General features: G+C 67.3%; 17 protein-coding genes and 1 tRNA gene. 5 read left to right on the forward strand and 13 right to left on the reverse strand.

Features of this window, described 5'->3' with window-relative positions:
- Nucleotides 1–14: 14 nt before the first annotated feature.
- Both B7438_RS04010 and B7438_RS04015 read right to left on the reverse strand, forming a co-directional pair.
- Nucleotides 15–623 (reverse strand): isoprenylcysteine carboxylmethyltransferase family protein, encoded by a 609-nt coding sequence (locus tag B7438_RS04010; protein WP_179150719.1) that lies wholly within the window; start codon nucleotides 621–623, stop codon nucleotides 15–17.
- A 234-nt stretch (nucleotides 624–857) separates the two neighbouring features.
- Nucleotides 858–1,328 (reverse strand): MarR family winged helix-turn-helix transcriptional regulator, encoded by a 471-nt coding sequence (locus B7438_RS04015; protein WP_168690513.1) that lies wholly within the window; start codon nucleotides 1,326–1,328, stop codon nucleotides 858–860.
- Nucleotides 1,329–1,395: 67 nt separating this feature from the next.
- Here B7438_RS04015 and B7438_RS04020 point away from each other — a divergent pair, with 67 nt between their 5' ends.
- Nucleotides 1,396–3,165 (forward strand): chloride channel protein, encoded by a 1,770-nt coding sequence (locus tag B7438_RS04020; protein ID WP_218775132.1) that lies wholly within the window; start codon nucleotides 1,396–1,398, stop codon nucleotides 3,163–3,165.
- Nucleotides 3,166–3,419: 254 nt separating this feature from the next.
- A tRNA-Gly gene (locus tag B7438_RS04025) sits at nucleotides 3,420–3,490 on the forward strand.
- A 56-nt stretch (nucleotides 3,491–3,546) separates the two neighbouring features.
- Here B7438_RS04025 and B7438_RS04030 read toward each other — a convergent pair.
- The 11 genes from B7438_RS04030 to B7438_RS04080 form a co-directional block, all read right to left on the reverse strand.
- Nucleotides 3,547–4,506, reverse strand: a complete 960-nt coding sequence (locus B7438_RS04030; protein ID WP_085368261.1) for a PfkB family carbohydrate kinase — start codon at nucleotides 4,504–4,506, stop codon at nucleotides 3,547–3,549.
- A complete protein-coding gene (locus B7438_RS04035) occupies nucleotides 4,503–5,528 on the reverse strand; it encodes an aldo/keto reductase (protein ID WP_085368262.1) in 1,026 nt (341 codons plus the stop codon). Before B7438_RS04035 ends, B7438_RS04030 begins: the two co-directional genes overlap by 4 nt.
- Before the next feature lie 11 nt (nucleotides 5,529–5,539).
- Nucleotides 5,540–7,015, reverse strand: coding sequence for a glycoside hydrolase family 32 protein (locus tag B7438_RS04040; RefSeq protein WP_085368263.1), 1,476 nt, complete (start codon nucleotides 7,013–7,015; stop codon nucleotides 5,540–5,542).
- On the reverse strand, nucleotides 7,012–8,838 hold the full coding sequence (locus B7438_RS04045) for an ABC transporter ATP-binding protein (RefSeq protein ID WP_085368264.1): 1,827 nt from the start codon (nucleotides 8,836–8,838) through the stop codon (nucleotides 7,012–7,014). The genes B7438_RS04040 and B7438_RS04045 overlap by 4 nt, the downstream gene beginning before the upstream one ends.
- Nucleotides 8,835–9,779: an ABC transporter permease gene (locus B7438_RS04050; protein WP_085368265.1), complete on the reverse strand. Its 945-nt coding sequence runs from the start codon at nucleotides 9,777–9,779 to the stop codon at nucleotides 8,835–8,837. The genes B7438_RS04045 and B7438_RS04050 overlap by 4 nt, the downstream gene beginning before the upstream one ends.
- A 4-nt stretch (nucleotides 9,780–9,783) precedes the next feature.
- Nucleotides 9,784–10,761, reverse strand: a complete 978-nt coding sequence (locus B7438_RS04055; RefSeq protein WP_085368266.1) for an ABC transporter permease — start codon at nucleotides 10,759–10,761, stop codon at nucleotides 9,784–9,786.
- Nucleotides 10,758–11,864, reverse strand: coding sequence for a glycoside hydrolase family 172 protein (locus B7438_RS04060; RefSeq protein WP_085368267.1), 1,107 nt, complete (start codon nucleotides 11,862–11,864; stop codon nucleotides 10,758–10,760). Before B7438_RS04060 ends, B7438_RS04055 begins: the two co-directional genes overlap by 4 nt.
- A complete protein-coding gene (locus B7438_RS04065; RefSeq protein ID WP_085368268.1) occupies nucleotides 11,861–13,264 on the reverse strand; it encodes a hypothetical protein in 1,404 nt (467 codons plus the stop codon). The genes B7438_RS04060 and B7438_RS04065 overlap by 4 nt, the downstream gene beginning before the upstream one ends.
- Before the next feature lie 79 nt (nucleotides 13,265–13,343).
- Nucleotides 13,344–15,011, reverse strand: a complete 1,668-nt coding sequence (locus B7438_RS04070; RefSeq protein WP_085368269.1) for an ABC transporter substrate-binding protein — start codon at nucleotides 15,009–15,011, stop codon at nucleotides 13,344–13,346.
- Between the two features lie 39 nt (nucleotides 15,012–15,050).
- The gene (locus B7438_RS04075) at nucleotides 15,051–16,049 is read right to left on the reverse strand and encodes a LacI family DNA-binding transcriptional regulator (RefSeq protein WP_085368270.1); all 999 of its coding nucleotides are present in this window, start codon (nucleotides 16,047–16,049) and stop codon (nucleotides 15,051–15,053) included.
- Between the two features lie 77 nt (nucleotides 16,050–16,126).
- Nucleotides 16,127–17,077 (reverse strand): NAD(P)/FAD-dependent oxidoreductase, encoded by a 951-nt coding sequence (locus tag B7438_RS04080; protein ID WP_085368271.1) that lies wholly within the window; start codon nucleotides 17,075–17,077, stop codon nucleotides 16,127–16,129.
- A 90-nt stretch (nucleotides 17,078–17,167) separates the two neighbouring features.
- Between B7438_RS04080 and B7438_RS04085 the strand changes: the two genes are divergently transcribed.
- From B7438_RS04085 to B7438_RS04095, 3 genes are read left to right on the forward strand one after another with little or no spacing between them, the layout of a single operon-like run.
- On the forward strand, nucleotides 17,168–17,734 hold the full coding sequence (locus B7438_RS04085) for a helix-turn-helix domain-containing protein (protein ID WP_085368272.1): 567 nt from the start codon (nucleotides 17,168–17,170) through the stop codon (nucleotides 17,732–17,734).
- Nucleotides 17,735–17,779: 45 nt separating this feature from the next.
- Nucleotides 17,780–18,274 (forward strand): GNAT family N-acetyltransferase, encoded by a 495-nt coding sequence (locus tag B7438_RS04090; RefSeq protein ID WP_085368273.1) that lies wholly within the window; start codon nucleotides 17,780–17,782, stop codon nucleotides 18,272–18,274.
- Entirely contained in the window at nucleotides 18,271–18,576 is a 306-nt protein-coding gene (locus B7438_RS04095) for an NIPSNAP family protein (RefSeq protein WP_085368274.1), read from the forward strand. Before B7438_RS04090 ends, B7438_RS04095 begins: the two co-directional genes overlap by 4 nt.
- Nucleotides 18,577–18,584: the final 8 nt, after the last annotated feature.

Genomic DNA, 18,584 nt, shown 5'->3' on the forward strand with positions numbered 1-18,584 from the left:
TCGCCGCCTTACCCTCACCACACGAGCGGGATATACCGCCTCGTCTTCGCCGCCCAGGCGCTAAACTCCTCGCCGTAGTGTTCCTGCAGCCGTCGGTCCAAAGCTGGGATCGCCGCGAAAACGAAACCGGCGGCCATGATCGCCGGGATCATCAAGGCGACCCACGAGCCGGTGACAGCCGCGAAACCAGTGAACAGTAGAGTGTCGCCCAGATAGTTGGGGTGGCGGCACCAGCGGAATAGCCCCCGTGTGTACAGGTGCCCGGCGTTCTCCGGACGCGCTTTCCACGCCCGCCGCTGCAGTTCGGAGTAGCTGTTCATCCAGGACCCGAACACGTAGAGGACGACGCCCAACACTGTCCAGCCGTCCAGAACGGCGCTCACGTGCGCGGCGACGAACCCCATCGTGGCGTGGATGACGAACATCCAGCCACCCACCAGCCCGGCCTCCGCGTAGGTCACCGGACGTTGCACGGTCACATACGTGGTGACGAGCACCCGCAGCACATACACCAGTGAGAACGCCACCACCAGCCACGCCCGTGCCGGCGACGCCGCCGAGATCGGGCCGAAGACCAGGAAGGCAGCGGCAGCGGCGCCCAGAATGTCGGCACCGGTCAGCACAGCGCGTGGACCGCTACTCGTCTCAGGCGTATTCATCGCCGACCTCCTGAAGGTCACCGGAATCGTCGACCTCGAACCACACCGGATCCGGGTAGAGCCCCGGGCCGCGCTCCATCGAGCGGCCGGACGTAGGGAGTTCTGAACGCTCGCCTGCGTTACGGCCGTATCCGTATCCGGATCCGCCATCGCATCTCTTTTCTGGTGGGTGAAGGCCGCGTCCCCACACGGCCAGGGTCAGAGGCCCAGCGTCAGCAAGTCCTCCGGAGTCGGCTCCCCCGCAGCAGTGGAGAAGACCTCCATGGCGTCGATGATCTGTTGCTGCTCCTCGCCGGTGAGCGACGTCAGCACGGAGGCCACCTGACGGCGACGCCGCTCGGTGACCTGATCCACGAGCCGGCGGCCATCGTCCGTGAGATCGACCAAGATCTCCCGCCTGCTCTGCGGGCTCTCCTGCCGGAGCACCCAGCCGCCGTCCACCATCCGGTCGATCGTGCGGCTGAATGTCGACGGCACGGCCCCGACCCGTGCCGCGAGCGCCCCCATCCTCATCGCGCCGGAGCCGGAGAGCACGACGAGCACGCGGAACTGCGGCAGTGTCACCTGCTCCAGCGCATCGGACACGGACCGGGCGACGATTCCCAGCAACGCCCGGGACGCGCGCAACGTCGCCTCGGTGGCCTCGTGGGGGAATCCGTGATTCTGCATGGTGCCTCCAGTGTTACGCTTTTGATGCACTTGTGCAACAGTTGCATCTCTACACGATTGGAATTCAGTGTCCGCCAGCACCACGAGCATCCGTGGAATCGTCGACGGCTCACGTGACAGCATGACGCACTGGTGGCGGCGCGTCCTCGCGACGCCCGCACCCTTGATCGCGGCAGCGGTCGTGGTCGGAGCCGGCGCCGGGCTCGCCGCCGTCGTCTTCCGTTGGCTCGTGCAGACTGCCACCTTGATCTTCACCGGCACGACCGACTACTCCGCCACCACCGGGCATCCCGCGAACCCGTGGGTGCCCTGGCTCGGCGGCGCGTTCGTCATCCTCGCCCCCGCCATCGGCGGCCTGATCTACGGCCCGCTCGTGCACCGCTTCGCCCGGGAGGCCCGTGGACACGGCGTGCCCGAGGTGATGTACGCCGTGGCACGACGCGGCGGCCATATCCCTGGACGCGTCGCGGTCGTCAAAGCGCTCGCCTCCGCGATCACCATCGGTTCCGGCGGTTCGGTCGGACGCGAAGGGCCGATCGTGCAGATCGGCTCCGCTCTCGGCTCCACCCTCGGGCGGATCGCCCGCATGTCGGAGTCCCAGTTGCGCACCCTCGTCGCCTGCGGTGCGGCCGGCGGTATCGCCGCCGCGTTCAACGCGCCCATCGCCGGCGTCTTCTTCGCCCTCGAGCTGATCCTCCGCGACTTCGCCACCCGCTCCTTCGCCGCCGTGATGCTCTCCTCCATCACCGCGTCCGTCGTCGGACGGGCGATCCTCGGCGACCACCCCTTCCTCGTCCTGCCCGCCTTCCGAGTCAGCCAGCCGAGCGAATACCTTCTCTTCGCCGGCCTCGGGCTGCTCGCCGGCGCGGTCGGGGTGCTGTTCAGCAAGATCCTCTATCTGATCGAAGATGTCTGCGATTGGGCCTGGCGTGGACCCGAGTGGCTGCGCCCTGCCGTCGGCGGCCTCCTCCTCGGCCTGCTGCTGTTCGCGATGCCGCAGCTGTACGGTGTCGGATACCCGGTGCTCGAAGCGAGTGTCGCGGGGAAGTACACCATCGCGTTCCTGCTGCTGCTCGTCGTCGCCAAGATGGCCGCGACCAGCCTCACCATCGGGATCGGCGGCTCCGGCGGAGTCTTCGCGCCCAGCCTCGTCATCGGCGCAGCGTTCGGTGCTGCTGCGGGAGAGGCGATCGGTTTGGTGATCCCCGGTCTCTCCGGGCAGGCCGGGACATTCGCCCTGGTCGGAATGGCCGCCGTGTTCGCCGGGGCGACCCGCGCGCCCATTACGGCCGGGATCATCCTCTTCGAGCTGACCGGCGAGTACACGATCATCCTGCCCCTGCTGCTCGCCGTCATCGTCGCCACCGGCATCTCGCGGCTGCTCAGTCGCGACACCATCTACACGCGGAAGCTCAGCCGTCGAGGAGTCGACCTGTCCGCACCTGCCGTTCCGGCACTCCAGGGCGTCACGGTCGCTTCGGTGATGTCGGCGGCCCCGCCCACGGTCACGGCCGACGCGGATGCGCGCGAAGCGATCGCGTGGCTCGCGGACTCGCGCCTCCGAGCCGCCCCGGTGGTGAATCGCGACGGCCATTTCGTCGGAATCCTCACCTCGGCCGATGCGACCGAAGCCGTCCGCACCGACGACGCAGCGACCGATCGCCGCGTCGAGGAACTGATGGAGGTCGCGTCGACGGTATCCGCCGACGACCACGTCGCCGACGTCCTGGACCGCGTCGTCGAAGCCGGCGCGACCGACGGGGCGCCCGTTGTCTCCGGCGACGCCCTCGTGGGCTGGCTTGCGCCCGCCGACATCCTGCGCGCAACCACCGGGTGAGGCCAGCGCCGCCGGACCAATGGCGACCGGCTTGCTGCCCGGCGGCCTCAGCTCGTATGAATCGCGAAGGCTTTCGCCCCCATCAGCATCGCAGAACTCCGCAATAGGCCGCGTCCCCCGTATCGGTGAGGGCGACCAGCCGCGCGCATAAATCCCAAAGCGGGGAGTAAACGGTGAGTTTGGCCAAAAACCACTGACCGGGTAGTCTGGGCCGTAGCCTCACTTCCCAGTGTTTATCTGGGATTCCAGGCCATGCGAGTGTAGTTCAATGGTAGAACTTCAGCTTCCCAAGCTGATAGCGCGGGTTCGATTCCCGTCACTCGCTCTGTCTTTCACTTCTTGAGCGCTGTGGGCCTTCGTTGCCGAGCGCGGAGCTGGTGCTCAGCGCTCGATGTCGGCTGTGTGGTTCCCAGCTTCGGTGAGATAAGCCTCCAATTCCCCGATGGTAGGCGGATTCGCGCCCGTCCGGCTCACCGTGATGGCTGCGGCTGCCATTGCCTCCGTCGCCAGATCGGTCGCCTCTCCTCGGCCGAGTCTTGCCTCGCGAAGCGTGTCGACGAGGTCGCGGCGGATGATCCCGGCCAGCAACGCGGAGGTGAAGGAGTCGCCCGCGCCGACGGTGTCGGCCACGACCGCGGAGAACGCAGGGAGCCGCAGCGCGAAGTCGGGGGTGTGAACGATGCTGCCGTCCGCGCCCAGGGTGACGATCGCGAGCCGTGCGCCGGCGGCGATGAGTGCGCGGCAGACGACGTCAGCGCCAGCGCCGGGGTAGAGCCACTCGGCGTCCTCTTCGCTCATCTTGACGACGTGGGCGACGGCGCTCGTCGCCTCGACCATCCGGCGGACCTTGTCGGGGGTTCCCATGATGCCGGGGCGGATGTTCGGGTCGAAGCTGATGAGAGCCTGGGGCTGGCTCTCGATGATCCGATGGACGCGGTGTGCACCGGGCTCCAAGATGGCGCCGATCGAGCCGGTGTGGATGACGCGCTGCGGTCGCAGGCTGGTCTCCGGCAGCCGCCAGACGATGTCGAAGTCGTAGGTGGCGGAGCCATCGGCTGCGAGGGTGGCGCGGGCGCGGGAGGTGGGATCGGCGGTGTACGAATCGTCCAGAACACGGACACCGGCCAGTTCGAGGTGCCGCGTGATGGCATGACCGGCGGGGTCAGCTCCGAGGTTGGTGAGGAGTTCGACACGGTTTCCGAGCTTGGCGAGACCGACGGCGACATTCATCGGGCTGCCGCCGGGACGATGAAGCTCCTCGTCCCGGGTCAGGATGATGTCCATGACGCTTTCGCCGATGACGAGGACGTCCGCAGCGGCGGACGCGGGCGCGGCGGTCACCGCCCTCCCTCGAGCGGCCGGTGCCGGTCCTGCCGAGCCCAGCCACTGTACGGGTACTCGTCGAACCGCGGCGCGCTGACGCGGTCGAGTTCTTCCCGTTCGGTGTCGCTCAGCTCGATTTCGGATGCCGGGAGGTTCTGCGTCAGCTGGTCGAGAGTGCGGGCACCGAGGATGACGGAGGTAACGATGGGCCTGCTGAGAAGCCAGGCGAGTGCGATCTGCCCCTGGGTGGCTGAATGTGAGTCAGCGACGCGCGCGAGGACGTCGAGGATCTCCCACACCCGGTCGTCGCGGTCACGTTCCTCGCGGGCCGCCTGGTCCTGCGGCTTGGCGTACCGGTTGCCGGTCGTGGGGAGGACGCCGCGCTGGTACTTGCCGGTGAGCCAGCCTCCGGCCAGCGGCGACCAGGGAAGGATTCCGAGGCCGGTTTCCGAGGCCGCGTCCACGATCTCCAGCTCGATGCCGCGCGAGAGGAGGTTGTACTGAGGTTGGAGGGTGACAGGTGGTGCCCAGCCGTGGCGGGCCGCCACTCCCGCGGCTGTGGCGATCTGCCAGCCGGTGTAGTTGGAGAACCCGTAGTACCCGATCTTCCCGGCACGGATGGCGTCGTCGAGGAAGCGCAGGCTCTCCTCAATGGGGGTGACCTGTTCCCAGGCGTGGAGCTGGTAGAGGTCGATGTGATCGACGCCGAGGCGTCGGAGCGAGGCATCGAGTGCGCGCGCGAGGTGTCGTCGCGACACTCCGACGTCGTTCGGGTCATCGCTGGTGGGGAATCGTGCCTTGGAGGTGAGGACGACCCGGTCTGCCCGTGCCGCCTCCGCCTTCATCCAGCGGCCGATGATCTCCTCGCTGCGGCCTCCGGCGTACACATCGGCGGTGTCGACGAACGTGCCACCCCCGTCGACGTAGCGATCCAGGATGGCGCAAGACTCGGTTTCGTCGGTTTCGGCGCCGAAAGTCATCGTGCCGAGTGCGAGTTCGGAGACGACGGTTCCGGAGGTGCCGAGTGTGCGATAGCGCATGGCTTCTCGATTCAGCGTTCGGTGGTGAGGGAGAGGGAGGCGGCGCTGTGGGAGGCGGCTGGCGCCATCTCCCAGAAGTCGAACCGCCGGACGAGCGTGTCACCCCGGACGCCGGCGAGCCGGATCCCGGTGGCATCGTGGCGAGTGGGGTACACCCGAGCGGCGAGGGGAGTGCCGTTGGCGAAGATCTCCAGGGCGGACCGGTCGATCAGGATGCGCAGGTGAAGCTCGCCGTCTTCGATCTCGATCTCTCCGCCGAGAGGCGTGCTGTCCGTCGGGGTGAGTGAACTCCGGCTGCGGTCCAGGGCGATCGTCCGGCGGTCGACGTCGATGGTGAGGCTGGTGACCTCGGCGCCATCGGGGCTACGGAGCAGGTCGACCTGCACGATGGTCCCGGGCTCGACGGCGAGTTCCAGCTCCAGGTCGGCGGCTCCGGCGGCATCCAGCACCATGTCCTGACCGGCGGTCAGAGACTGTGCGGCGACGCTCGTGTGCGCAGCTCGGATCACGGTGAGCTCGGGGACCGGAGCGTGGTGCAGCCTCCCGGAGGGGGTCAGGCTGAGCACGCGGGCGACGCTGAGGACTCCGGACCATCCGGCCTCGCCGGTCTGCCGGTCGTCGCGGCCCTCCTGCATCCAGCCCATGATGATGCGGCGGCCGCTCTCGTCGCGGAAGCTCTGAGGTGCATAGAAGTGGCGCAGCCCGAGGTCGAGGGGGCGCGCCTCCTGAGGAGTGAACACGCCGTCGGCGTAGTTGCCGGTGAAGTAGATGGGATAGTGGGTGTCGCCTTCGTCCCAGACGGACACGACGAGGATGTGGGTGCCGTCGAGCTCGAACAGGTCGACGCATTCCCACATGGTGCCGGTCCACAGGGGCTCGGCGTCGGAGGCGCTGCCGACCAGGATCGGGCCGCGATAGGTCCAACTTCGCAGATCCAGCGATTCGTAGAGCAGCGCCGCACCACCGATGCCGCGGAATCCGCTGCCGATCAGCTGGAACCACGTGTCTCCCTCCCTCCACACGCAGTGATCCCGGAAGGCGGTGACGTCGGTCCCGACAGGGGGGCCGGAGAGCACCGGATTGGCCGGGTCCTTCGTCCACGTGTCGAGGGTGCTGTCGCCGATGGCGAGACAGGGCAGCTGGACGTCGCCGGCGTGACCGGAGTAGACAATGGTCGGCACGCCGTCGTCGTCGACCAGGACGCCCGACCAGCATCCGTCGCGGTCGGGGCCGTCGGCGTCGGGGGTCAACGCGATCGGCCGGTCCTGCCAGTTCACCAAGTCTGTGCTGGTGGCGTGCCCCCACAGGATGTTCGCGTGGCGAGGCGCATCGGGATTGAACTGATAGAAGAGGTGGTAGGCGCCCTCCCACTGAGAGAGCCCGTTCGGGTCGTTCAGCCAGCCGGTCGGCGCGCCGAAGTGGAAGCGCGGTCGGGCGGGGTCGTTGTCGTATGCGAGGCGGCGGGGCACGAGGGCGCTGTCGGTCACGTGGTTGCTCCTGAGGTGGTCTGGGTGGCCGGAAGGTCGCTGGTGGCAACCCAGTGGTCGGCGCTGATTCGGGTGCGGTCGAGGTCGGGGCTGGTCTTCACGGCCTTCACCCACGCCGTGGGCGTGCGGTTGGCGATGAGCTCAGCGATGGTCGCGCGCGTCTGCGCGCGCTCGTCCTTCTCGTACCGGGTGGTGCGTTCTGGGTCGGGGGCCGCGGAGACCAGAAGCTGGGTGTACGGGTGGATGGGGTTGTCCATCACGACGCCGCTCGCGCCTCCCTCGACGAAGGATCCGCGCAGCATGACGATCGTGGTGTCGGCGATGAAGCGGGCCGATGCGAGGTCGTGGGTGATGTAGAGGATGGAGATGCCGCGCTCGTCGCGGAGCTTCTTCATCAGCTGCAGCACCCCCATCCGCACGGAGACATCGAGCATCGAGGTGGGCTCGTCGGCAAGGATCACCTGCGGTTCCGCGGCCAGGGCACGGGCGAGCGAGACGCGCTGTCGCTGGCCACCGGAGAGTTCGTGCGGGTAGCGGTCGAGGAACGCGGGATCCAGTTCGACGGAGGTCATCAGGTCGGCCAGTACGGCGTCCATGTCCTTGCGCGGCTTCCGTCCGGAGTGGATCAGGACGGCCCTCTCCAGGAAGTGGCGGATGCGATGGGAGGGGTTGAGGGAGCCGAAAGGGTCCTGGAACACCATCTGGACCGCGCCGCGGTAGCGGCGGGATGCGCGCTTGGGCTCGGACTGCAGGATGTCGGTCCCGTCGAGCAGGATCGAGCCGGCACTCGGCGATTCCAGCCGTGCCAGCATTCGGGCGACTGTGCTCTTGCCGCTGCCCGATTCACCGACGAGGGCGAGGATCTCTCCCGTATGGAGGTCGAAGTTGACGTCGTTCACGGCGACGTTCTCGCTGCGCGAGAACAGGCCGCCCTGGTGGAAGCTCTTGGAGAGCCCACGCACCGAGATCACGACATCGCGATCGTCTCCGCTTTCGGGCCCCCGCGCCGGATTGTGCTCGGCGGTGCCGCGGCTGACGGGAGGGAAGGCGGCGATGAGTTGCTGCGTGTACGGGTGCTGCGGGTCGCGGTACACCGTCCGCGATGGGCCGATCTCCAACAGTCGGCCTGTGCGCATCACGCCCAGGTTCTTGGTGACTTCGACCATGAGGGAGAGGTCATGCGTGATGAACAGGATGGCGAATCCGAGCTTCGCCTGGAGATCCTGGATCTCCTGGATGATCTCCTGCTGGACCACGACATCGAGCGCGGTCGTTGGCTCGTCCATGATCAGCAGCGCTGGGTTGAGCGCCAGCGCGGTGGCGATGACGGCGCGCTGTCTCATGCCGCCGGAGAGCTGGTGCGGGAATGCGTTGATCCGGCTCTGGTCGATCCCGACCAGCGTCAGCAGCTCGCGGGCTTTGGCTTTGGCCTGGCTGCGGGAGAGGTCGGTGTGGGTGGTGAACACGTCGACGATCTGGTCGCCGATGGTCATGACCGGGTTGAGAGCATTCATGGCGCTCTGGAACACCATCGACACACTCTTCCAGCGGAAGTTGCGCAGGTTCTCACCGGTCAGCGTGGACACGTCGGTGCCCTCGAACAGGATGCGGCCGGAGGTGACCCTGCCTCCGGCGAGCAGCCCGAGGATGGCATTGGCGATGGTGGACTTGCCGCTGCCGGACTCGCCTGCGAGGCCGAAGGTCTCACCGCGTCCGATGGTGAACGAGACGTCGTCGACAGCGAGGAATTGGCCGTCGTCGGTGTCGTAGGCGATGGAGAGGTTCTGGACGTCGAGGATGACGCCGTCGTGTTGGGTGGTCATGCCTTCTTCGCCTTCTTGTGTCGCGCGAGGCGGGGGTTGGTGATCTGGTCGACGGCGTAGTTCATCATCGCCAGCGCGAACGCCACGAGGGCGATGCAGGTACCGGCCGGGACGAAGGTCCACCAGGCGCCGGTGATGAGAGCGCCTTCGTTGTTCGCCCAGTAGAGGTCGGTGCCCCAGCTGACGGAGGCGAGGTCGCCGAGCCCGAGGAACTCGAGGCCGGCCTGGGCTCCGATGCCGAAGATGACGCAGGCGAGGAAGGTGCTCATCACCACGGAGGCCATGTTGGGGAGGATCTCTCGGAACATGACGTAGCCGGGTCGTTCGCCGGTGACGATGGCGGCGTCGATGAAGTCCTTACCGCGGAGGGACAAGGCCTGGGACCGGATGACGCGGGCGGAGCCTGCCCAGCCGGTGACGACCAGGACCAGGACGATCGTCCCGGGGCCGGGTGGGAGGAACGCGGCGAGGATGATCAGGAGAGGCAGGCCGGGGATCAGCAGGAAGATGTTGGTGACCACCGAGAGGACGTCGTCGACGGCCTTGCCGAAGTAGGCAGAAGCGAGACCGACGATCAGGCCGACCAGGGTCGCCACGAGTCCGACTGCGAATCCGATCGCCAGGGAGCTGCGAGATCCCCACAAGGTCAGTGCCAGGACGTCTTCGCCTTTGGCCGTGGTCCCGAGCAGGTACTGGGGTGACGGCGGGTTGGACCCGCTCGCGACAGGGTTGGTCGGATCGCCGGGGAAGAGCACCGGTGCGAGCAGGGCGAGGAGGACGAAGATCAGGATGACGACGGCGCCGAAGATCGCCTTTTTGTCCCGCAGGAGCCGGTGCACCAGGCTGCCGCGACGACGCTGGGCCGCCGGGGCGTCCCGGCTGGTCTCGGACTCCGAGATCTCCTCGTCGATGAGGGGTTGGAGCTGGTCAGGGATGGTCATGATCTCACCTCACTCGCACGCGCGGGTCGAGCCGGACGTACACGATGTCGACTAGGAAGTTGGCCACGAGGACGGCGGCCGTGATGCTGAGGAAGATGCCTTGCATGAGCGGGTAGTCCAGCGCTTGGACGGCGGTGAGCAGCTGGTAGCCGATGCCGGGGTAGGCGAAGACGACCTCGGTGAGAAGGGCGCCGCCGACGACGAAGCCGATCGACATGCCGAAGGAGGTGACCGAGGGGAGCATCGCGTTGCGGGCCGCGTACCGGAACATGATCCGGCCTTCCTTGAGGCCCTTGGCACGGGCCATGGTGATGTAGTCCTCGGCGGCGGTCGCGATCATGGTGTTGCGCATGCCGAGCATCCACCCGCCGATGGTGACGATGACGATGGTCGCCGCCGGCAGCACGAGATGGTAGAGGACATCTCCGATGAAGTCCCACGAGAAGCTGGGGGTGGTGCCGAGGGTGAACGCCTGCCCGATCGGGAACCAGCCGAGGGCTGCGCCGAAGATGTAGAGCGCCGCCATGGCGACGAAGAAGTACGGGAACGAGCCGACGAAGACCAAGATCGGCGGCAGCAGCGAGTCGAGGGCGCCACCGCGTCGCCACGCGGCGAACACGCCGAGCAGGTTGCCGAGGACCACCGCGATGATCAGCGCTGTGCCGCCCAGGAGGATGGTCCAGCCGATCTGCGATCCGATGACGGTGCTCACCGGGGTGGGGAACGTGGAGATCGAGATGCCCAGGTTGCCGGTGAAGACGTCGCCGATGTAGCGGAAGTACTGCTGCCAGACCGGTGTGTTGTCGAGGCCGAACAGGTGCCGGTAGCCGGCGACCTGGGAGTCGTCGAGGGTGCCCTTCATGGAGGAGAGCATCCTGCCGACCGGGTCGCCCGGCATCAGTCGGGGCAACAGGAAGTTCAGCGTCAGAGACGCCCAGAAGGCGATCAGGTAGTAGCCCAATCGGCGGAGCACGAAGATCATCGCGGCCTCCTCAGTTCTCTCGAGGCGATGGGGGTGCGGTCGGTGGCGAGCGGCGTCTGATACCAATAGGCGACGGCCGCGACGTCGTCGGAGCGCTCGACGATGTCCGTGCCGACCTGGCCGATCTGCTGGGCGGTCACACGGAGGTTCTCGCTGAACAGGATCGGGTCCTGCACGTGCCAGCGGTACATCCCGTGCACGGGCGCCATCGCGGTGGAGTAGACCGCCTGCTGCGAGGTGTCGTTGGTCGAATAGGTGGGGTAGCCGCAGTACGGAGCCGAGAATGTCAGAACCTCGGGCTCCGACTCTGAGGAGAGCCGGTCCTGGAACGCCCAGGCGCCGCCGAAGTAGTCCTCGGTGCCGGTGCCACAGATGGTCGGGTACTCGGCGTCTCCGTCGATGAAGAACTTCACCTCGCCCTCGCCGTACCAGTACCGCTCGAGGGCGACGATGTTCAGATAGGTGCCGAGGAAGGCGCCGCGGCCGTGGACGGTGTCGAGGATGGTGAAGTCCTCCCCGATCGTGGTGGGGTTCTCGCGGCGCCAGGTGGCGTGGAAGCGCAGGTCGGCGACCGTTTCGGGGTCCGGGCTGCTGAGGTAGTCGATCTGGTAGAACAGACCGCCCACATCCACCGGGTGCTGGTTCTCGATCGTGATCCTGGCGCCATCGCGGAAGGGCATGGTGAAGTACGCGTTCATGCCGCCGGTCGGTGCGACGACGACCAGGTCGGACGTGACCAGGGCGCGCTCGCCGTTGCCGTTGCAGAAGAAGTCGCCGAGCGGGACTTCGACGGAGGGGGTCTCCGATCCGTCCCAGTACATCCGCAGCACGAGGTCCCGGAGGACGAATCCGACGGCCTCTGTGTGGGTGGCGACGGTCATCCAGATGTGGCGGATGGTGCCCGCTCCGTCGATGTTCGCGAGCTCGGTGGTCTCCCCGGCGGGAAGGGTGATGCACGGACGTCCTTTGCGACCGGGACCAAGCGGGGAGGATGTCTGCCCACCGGCGCCACGTGCGCCGGTGGGGTTCTCGGCGGTGATCGACGCGGACTGCTCGCCACGCTTGATCCGCTCCTGGATGTCATTGACCCAGTCGTTGTTCATCGCTGGACCTCCTCGTCCTGCTGGATGACGGTCAGCTCCGCGTCGGAAACGGCCACTTCGCCTTCGGTGGCGAAGACACCGAACTCGGTTCCGGTGCGGTCGTAGCCGCGGAGCGTGATCGCCTGCTCGTCGTTGATGTAGATGACGTAGAGCTCACCCTGCGTCTCGATGCGCAGCTGCACTTTCGAGCCGCCGGTGTATGGGCGGACGTCGTATGGGCGATCGGCGCCGAAACGGTCGAGGCGGTCGACCAGGATTCGGGAGAGCGGCGGTTCGAAGGTGACGGAGTAGCCGTGGTCTCGTTCCGGTGTAGTGCGCAACTCGATGCCGAAGGCCTTCGTCTCGGGCTCGGCGGTGAGGGCGATGTCGATCATCCCGGCGTGAGGCAGCCAGGCGATCGTGCTGGTCGCGAACCCGTTCGCCGAACCGACCTGCTTCGCAGGCAGCGGGGTCCGTGACTGCGCCCGGCTCTCGAGCACGGCGCGGCTGATCTCTGGCTGCTTCACGAGGAGCCGTCCGTCGTCCTGCTGGACGAGTTCGTGGACGACGAGGTTGCCGCCCCAGAGCCACCCGGCTCCGTCTTGACCGGCGGTGTTATTGGTCGCCCACCCGACGAGGTAGCGGTTGGCTCCGTCGGAGATCGTCTTGGCCGCGTAGAGCCCGAGCCCATCGAGCTCGTCGTCGGCGGGGCTGATCCACGGGCCGTCGAGTGTGCGGCTCATGCGGTAGCGGGTGACGGTGCGGTCGGTGAGTGTGGAGTAGACGAGGTACCACCAGTCGCCCATGCGGAACAGGTCGGGGCACTCGTGCATGGAGTAGATGCCCGGAGCCCAGAACGGCTCAGGGCTGATGGTCCATTCGTCGGTGGTCTCGGATTCTGCGAGCACAGTGGCGCCGCGGCGCAGGACAGGCCCGGTGAGGGTCTGACCGGCGACCAGCATCTGGTAGCGCTGCCGTTCGGTGTTGAAGAACACGAACGGGTCGCGCCATTCGTCAGCGTTGTAGTGGTCCTCATCTGACACCAACGCGAACTCCGGGTCCTTGGTCCACGTGATCAGGTCGGTGCTGCGGGCGCGAAGAACCGTCTGGTGCCGTCCAGCGCTCGTGCCGTCCCACTTTCGGAACCCGGTGTAGTAGGCGTGGAATTCGTCGCCGACGCGGATGACGCTGCCCGTGGCGGCGGAGAAGTCGGGGTCACTGACGCCGCCCTTCGGGATGGCGACCCCGTGGTCGACGAAGTCGACGAAGTCGGTGGTGGAGATGTGGCACCAGTCCGTTTCTACCCGGTCGTGGGTGTCGTCGGCGAAGCGCTTGAGGAAGAAGACGTGGTACACGCCGTCCCAGTAGAAGGGGATGGTGTCTCCGAGTCGGGCGCCGACGGGCTTGTAGAAGCGGGTCATCGTTGTCTCTCTGTTTCGATATGGGCGAAGGGGGAGGGTGCCGCGGCCGGTGGGGGGCCGACCGCGGCACTCCGGGTGTTCAGCCGCGCGGCTTCACGGTGGTCAGCACGAGAACGGTGCTCGACTCACCCGGGGAGAGCGTCGCGTACGGGTTCTTCTCGCTGGGCCAGCCGGTGAAGTTCTTGCTGTTGTAGATCCCCCAGTCGGGGCCCGGGAACAGTGGAACGGTCGGGGCCAGCTGGTTGTAGAGGGCCTGCAGCTTGTTCATGATCGAGTGCTGCTCGCTCTCCGAGGTGGCGGCCGCGAACTGGTTGAGCAGCTCGTCGGCTTCCTTGCTGCAGTAGCGCTGGAAGTTCTGCGAGGTCTGCTCGCCGACCGGCTTGACCGTCTGGCAGGACATGGCGCTGCGGTAGTACTCGAACGGCGTCACGCCCGCCTGGCTCCAGGCGATGTTGCCGGTGAACGTACCGCCGAACAGTGCGGTGTTGATCTGCGACCAGTCCTTGACGTTCAGCTTGGCGTCCACGCCGATCTGCTTCAGGTTGCGGGAGATGACCTGGGCGACCGAGATCCAGTCGGTCGAGGCCGAACCGACGCCGATGGTGAAGCTGATCGGCTTGCCTGCCTTGTCGGTGCGGATGCCGTTCGAGCCCTTGGGGTAGCCGGAGTCGTCGAGCAGCTTGTTGGCGGCAGCGACGTCCTTCTTGGTCCAGGTGCAGTTGTCGGCGATGCTTGCATCGCGCCAGGACTTGTATGCATCGCTGAGGCCCGTGCAGTCGGCGGGGTGGGCGTAACCGCTCATGCCGGTCTTGACGACCTCGTTGCGGTCGATGGCCATACTGATCGCCTTGCGCACGTTGGCATCGTCGAACGGAGCCACGGTGGTGTTCAGGGTGAGGGCGATGGTTGAGCCGACCGGCGGGAACCAGTAGCCGCGGTACTTGGGGTCCTTGTCCACGTAGGTCTTCTGGACGTCCTGGATGTAGCCAAGGCCCCAGTCGAGCTGCCCGTTGATGCCGGCGATGTTCGCCGCGTCGTTGCCCGAGTATGCGATCAGCCGGATGCCGGAGTACTTCGCCTTGTCCTTCTGCCAGTAGTGCGGGTTGCGCAGCAGGTCGAACGACTGTGCCGAGAAGTTCGTCACCTGGGTGAAGGGGCCGGAGCCGACCGGGTCCGGGTTCTGCCAGGTCGACGGGTTCTTCTGCGATTCCCAGACGTGCTTGGGAACAATCACCTGCTGCCCGAGCTCGTAGAGCCCCGGCGTGTACTTCCGGTTCAGAGTGAAGACGACCGTCGCGGGGTCCTTGGCCTGAACATCCGACACGTAGTCGAACGTGGTCGGGCCGAGCACCGTGCGCGCCAGCCCGAAGGTGTAGACGACATCCTCCGCGGTGAGCTTCTGGCCGTCCGACCAGGTCGCGTCCGGCTGGAGGTGGAAGGTCAGGCTGAGCCCGTCGGAACTCCAGTCGTACGACTTCGCCAGCCACGGCACGACGTTGCCCTTGGCCAGGTTGGTGACGATCATCGACTCGTAGACCGCGTGTGTGGTCATGCCGAGGGCGGTGGGCGAGAACGGATTGAAGTTGCGGACGAACGACGCGTTGCCGATCGCCGCGATCCGGAGGGTCTGCGAGGACCCCTTGTTCGCCGTGGACGAGCACGCGGCGAGTGCGCCGGAGACTCCGACGGCTAGGGCCACGCCGAGAACTAACGCGCGCCAGAAGCGGCGCGTGCGAGTGGGTTTCATTGCTTGCCTTTCGTCTTTGAAGGGGGATGTGTTGCGGTGTTAGATGGACTCTCGGATCACGGTCGGGCAGTTGACCACGACGGTTTCGCGAGGGCCTTCCTCGCCGCGCTCCATCTGCATGAGGAGCTCGGCGCCGATCCGACCCATCTCCCGGAACGGGAGGGAGATGGTGGTCAGCGAGGGGCGAAGGAAGCTAGAGATGAGTTCTTGGTTGTCGAAGCCGACGACCCCGATGTCTTCGGGGATGCGCAGCCCGGCCTCGCGAATGGCGTCGTAGGCGCCCATCGCGAGGCGGTCGTTCGCGCAGAAGATCCCGTCGGGGATGAGCGGCTGCTGCAGTAGGTGCTTAGCAGCCCGGTAGCCGTCGGTCGCGTCGGCGCCGCCGGTGACGATCAGTGCGGGGTCGACGACGAGGCCGGCGTCTTTCAGCGCTCGTTCGAAGCCGACGCGTCGGCCCTCCGCCGCCGTGAGGCCCTCGGGAAGATTGATCATGGCGATCCTCTTCCGGCCACTGTCGGCAAGCAGAGACCCGGCTTCGTATCCGCCGGCGACCTCGTCGGGGAGGACGGAGGGATAGTGCCCGTCGATGTCCGAGCAGTGCACCAGCGCCATGGGGACGCCGCTCAGCACACTGGGGACCTTGATCGTGCGGTTCCACGTCGTCGCGAAGAGGACTCCGCCCACGCGGTGCTCGAGCATCATCTCGACGGAACGCCGGTCGGGATGATCCGGCGTGTTCGTCCCGGCGATGATCAGGGACTTGCCGTGCCGCCAGAAGGTCTCCTGGGCACCGGCGATCAAGTCGCCGGCGAACGGGGTGGTGACGATGTCCGTGACCAGTCCGTAGAGACCGGTCGTCTGCGAGGCCAGGGCGCGAGCGCCGGCGTTCGGTCGGTAGCCGAGCTCCGCCGCCTTTTCGACGACGCGGCGGCGAGTCTCCTCGGACACCTGGTTCTCGTTGTTCAACGCAAAGGAGACAGCGGATCGCGAGACACCCAACGCTCGAGCGAGGTCGCTCATGGTCACGGGGCGCGTCATCGCGGTGGTCCTTTCCGGAAACTAACCCGCGTTAGCTGCGGGCGTGATGGGACACTAACACGCGTTAGTGGGTTTGGTCAACATCCACCGACCGCCGCGTCGAAGTCCTCCTCCACCAGCGTGCCATTCACCGCGCCGCCCGCTAGCGCTCCGGCGCCGACGGCCATCGGGACGGTGGCCATCGGATTGGTCACGTTGCCTGCTGCCCAGATGCGGGGGTGGCTGGTTTTGCCCGCCTGGTCGACGGCGAGGAAGGAGCCGAGGTCGGCGGGGAAGTCCGTGCGTGCCAGGGCGAGGCCGGTCAGGAAGGTGTCGTGCGGGCGGGGCGCTCCGGCGGTGAAGAGGGCGTCGAGGGGGGTCAGCGTTCCGTCAGCGGTGCGGACACCGGTGAGCTGTGGGCCGTCGCCGAGCACCTCCGCGATCGGGGAGGTGACGACGATCACGCCTCTCGCACGCAGGCGGGCCTCGTCGGCCGGGGCGAGTTCGCCTGCGGCGGCGGAGAAGAAAGTGACGTGGTCGCTCCACTGGCGCACGAGCTTGGCTTGGTGCAGGGCCATCGGCGACGTCGCCAGCACGCCGAGGCGGCGGTCGCGGACCTCCCAGCCGTGGCAGTACGGGCAGTGCAGCACGGTCGTGCCCCAGCGCTCCGCCAGGCCCGGGATGGTGGGCAGCTCGTCGGTGATGCCCGTCGCCACGACGAGGGCGCGCGTCGGCAGTTCGCGGCCGTCGGTGAGCGTCACCGTGACGGTGGCGCCGTTGTCGGTCACGCTGTCGACGGTGGCATCCAGGAATTCGACCCCGTATGCGGCGGCCTCCGCGCGGCCCGTGCGTACGAACTCCGAGGGCGGCGTCCCGTCGTTGCCGAGGACGCCGTGCATGTGATCGGCGAAACGATTACGCGGGAGGCCGGCGTCGATGACGAGCACACGGCGGCGCGCCCTGCCCAGCATGAGCGCGGCGGAGAGGCCGGCCGCGCTGCCGCCGATGATGATCGCATCCCGAACGGTGGGGGTGTCTGCAGTGTTCATCTCGACAGTCCAGACCACGAGTGAGAGAATGGCAAGGCAGATTGCGGAAACAGCAAGACTGGCCACGGCAGCACAGACGGGAGACAGTGGATGCGCGACGAGCTGGCACAGGTGGGCGCGAGGCTCAGGATCGTGCGGCGGTCGCGCGGCTGGACCCTGGATGAGCTCGCGTCCCGCGCCGGGATGTCGGCGAGCACGCTGTCCCGGCTGGAGTCCGGCAAGCGGCAGGCGAGCCTCGAGCTGCTGCTGCCGCTGACCAGGCAGCTGGGCATCCGGGTCGACGATCTGATCAGTGTCGACGCGAGCGATCCGCGCATCCATCGTCCGGTGATCCGCCGCGACGGGCTCGTGATCGCTCCGCTCGCGCCGGAGAGCTCGCCCGTGCACACGTACAAGATCACGTATCCGCCGGTTGCCGTGCTTCCCGAGCTGCGGGTGCACGACGGATACGAGTGGATCTACGTGCTCGCCGGCCGACTGCGACTGCGGCTCGGGGACCAGGACCTCACCCTCACCCGCGGCGAGGCCGCCGAGTTCGACACGCGCACACCGCACGCCATCTCGGCAGCGGGCGGCAAGCCGGCGCAGGTGATCAGCATCTTCAACGACGACGGGGTCAGGATGCACACCCACGCCCCCGAGCCGCAAGGCCCCTGAGCAGCGGCGCGCATCCACCCCGCCACGCTGCGATAGCGTCGTCCCGTGCCCGCCGCCCTCACGATCACCCGCGCCGACTTCGCCTCACCGTCCCTGCTCGCGTTCCTGCAGGCGCACCTCGACGACCTCGAGCCGACCGCGCCGCCGGAGAGCAAGCACGCGCTCGACCTGGCCGGGCTGCAGCTGCCGCGAGTGCGGATGTGGACGGCGGTCGACGGCGACGACGTGGTGGGCACCGTCGCGCTCGCCACGCTCGACGAGCCGGGGCACGAGGAACTGAAATCCATGCGCACCGACCCGGAGCGGCGGGGGCAGGGGATCGCGGCAGCGCTGCTCGCCCACGCGCTCGACGACGCTCGGGCACGGGATGTGCGGAGAGTGTCGCTGGAGACCGGATCGATGGACTTCTTCGTGCCGGCCCGGCGGCTGTACGCCAAGGCCGGGTTCGTGGAGTGCGGGCCGTACGGGTCGTACACGGACGACCCGAACAGCGCCTTCATGACCCTGGACATCGACGCCCGACGAGAGGACCGAGCATGATCACCGTTCACCTGCGCTACGAGATCGACGCCGACAAACTCGAGGAGTTCACCGAGTACGGCAGGCGGTGGATCCGGCTGGTCGAGAAACTGGGCGGACAGCACCACGGCTACTTCATGCCGAGCGAAGGGGACAGCGACGAGGCGTTCGCGCTGTTCACGTTCCCCTCGCTGGCCGAGTACGAGAAGTACCGCACAGCCGCCGCGTCGGACCCCGAGTGCATCGCGGCCTTCCAGTACGCGCGCGACACCGGATGCATCCGCCGCTACGAGCGCCGCTTCACGACGCCGGTCTTCGAGTAGGGAGGCAC

Origin of the sequence: Leifsonia sp. NCR5 (assembly GCF_002105485.1) — a bacterium.
Lineage (GTDB): Bacteria > Actinomycetota > Actinomycetes > Actinomycetales > Microbacteriaceae > Leifsonia.

Bases quoted from the DNA above. Each gene is read 5' to 3' on its own strand.
- B7438_RS04015 (WP_168690513.1), bottom strand. From the start codon at position 1,328: ATGCAGAATCACGGATTCCCCCACGAGGCCACCGAGGCGACGTTGCGC.
- B7438_RS04060 (WP_085368267.1), bottom strand. From the start codon at position 11,864: ATGAACAACGACTGGGTCAATGACATCCAGGAGCGGATCAAGCGTGGC.
- B7438_RS04070 (WP_085368269.1), bottom strand. From the start codon at position 15,011: ATGAAACCCACTCGCACGCGCCGCTTCTGGCGCGCGTTAGTTCTCGGC.
- B7438_RS04095 (WP_085368274.1), top strand. From the start codon at position 18,271: ATGATCACCGTTCACCTGCGCTACGAGATCGACGCCGACAAACTCGAG.
- B7438_RS04075 (WP_085368270.1), bottom strand. From the start codon at position 16,049: ATGACGCGCCCCGTGACCATGAGCGACCTCGCTCGAGCGTTGGGTGTC.
- B7438_RS04050 (WP_085368265.1), bottom strand. From the start codon at position 9,779: ATGACCATCCCTGACCAGCTCCAACCCCTCATCGACGAGGAGATCTCG.
- B7438_RS04035 (WP_085368262.1), bottom strand. From the start codon at position 5,528: ATGCGCTATCGCACACTCGGCACCTCCGGAACCGTCGTCTCCGAACTC.
- B7438_RS04080 (WP_085368271.1), bottom strand. From the start codon at position 17,077: ATGAACACTGCAGACACCCCCACCGTTCGGGATGCGATCATCATCGGC.
- B7438_RS04085 (WP_085368272.1), top strand. From the start codon at position 17,168: ATGCGCGACGAGCTGGCACAGGTGGGCGCGAGGCTCAGGATCGTGCGG.
- B7438_RS04065 (WP_085368268.1), bottom strand. From the start codon at position 13,264: ATGACCCGCTTCTACAAGCCCGTCGGCGCCCGACTCGGAGACACCATC.
- B7438_RS04045 (WP_085368264.1), bottom strand. From the start codon at position 8,838: ATGACCACCCAACACGACGGCGTCATCCTCGACGTCCAGAACCTCTCC.
- B7438_RS04055 (WP_085368266.1), bottom strand. From the start codon at position 10,761: ATGATCTTCGTGCTCCGCCGATTGGGCTACTACCTGATCGCCTTCTGG.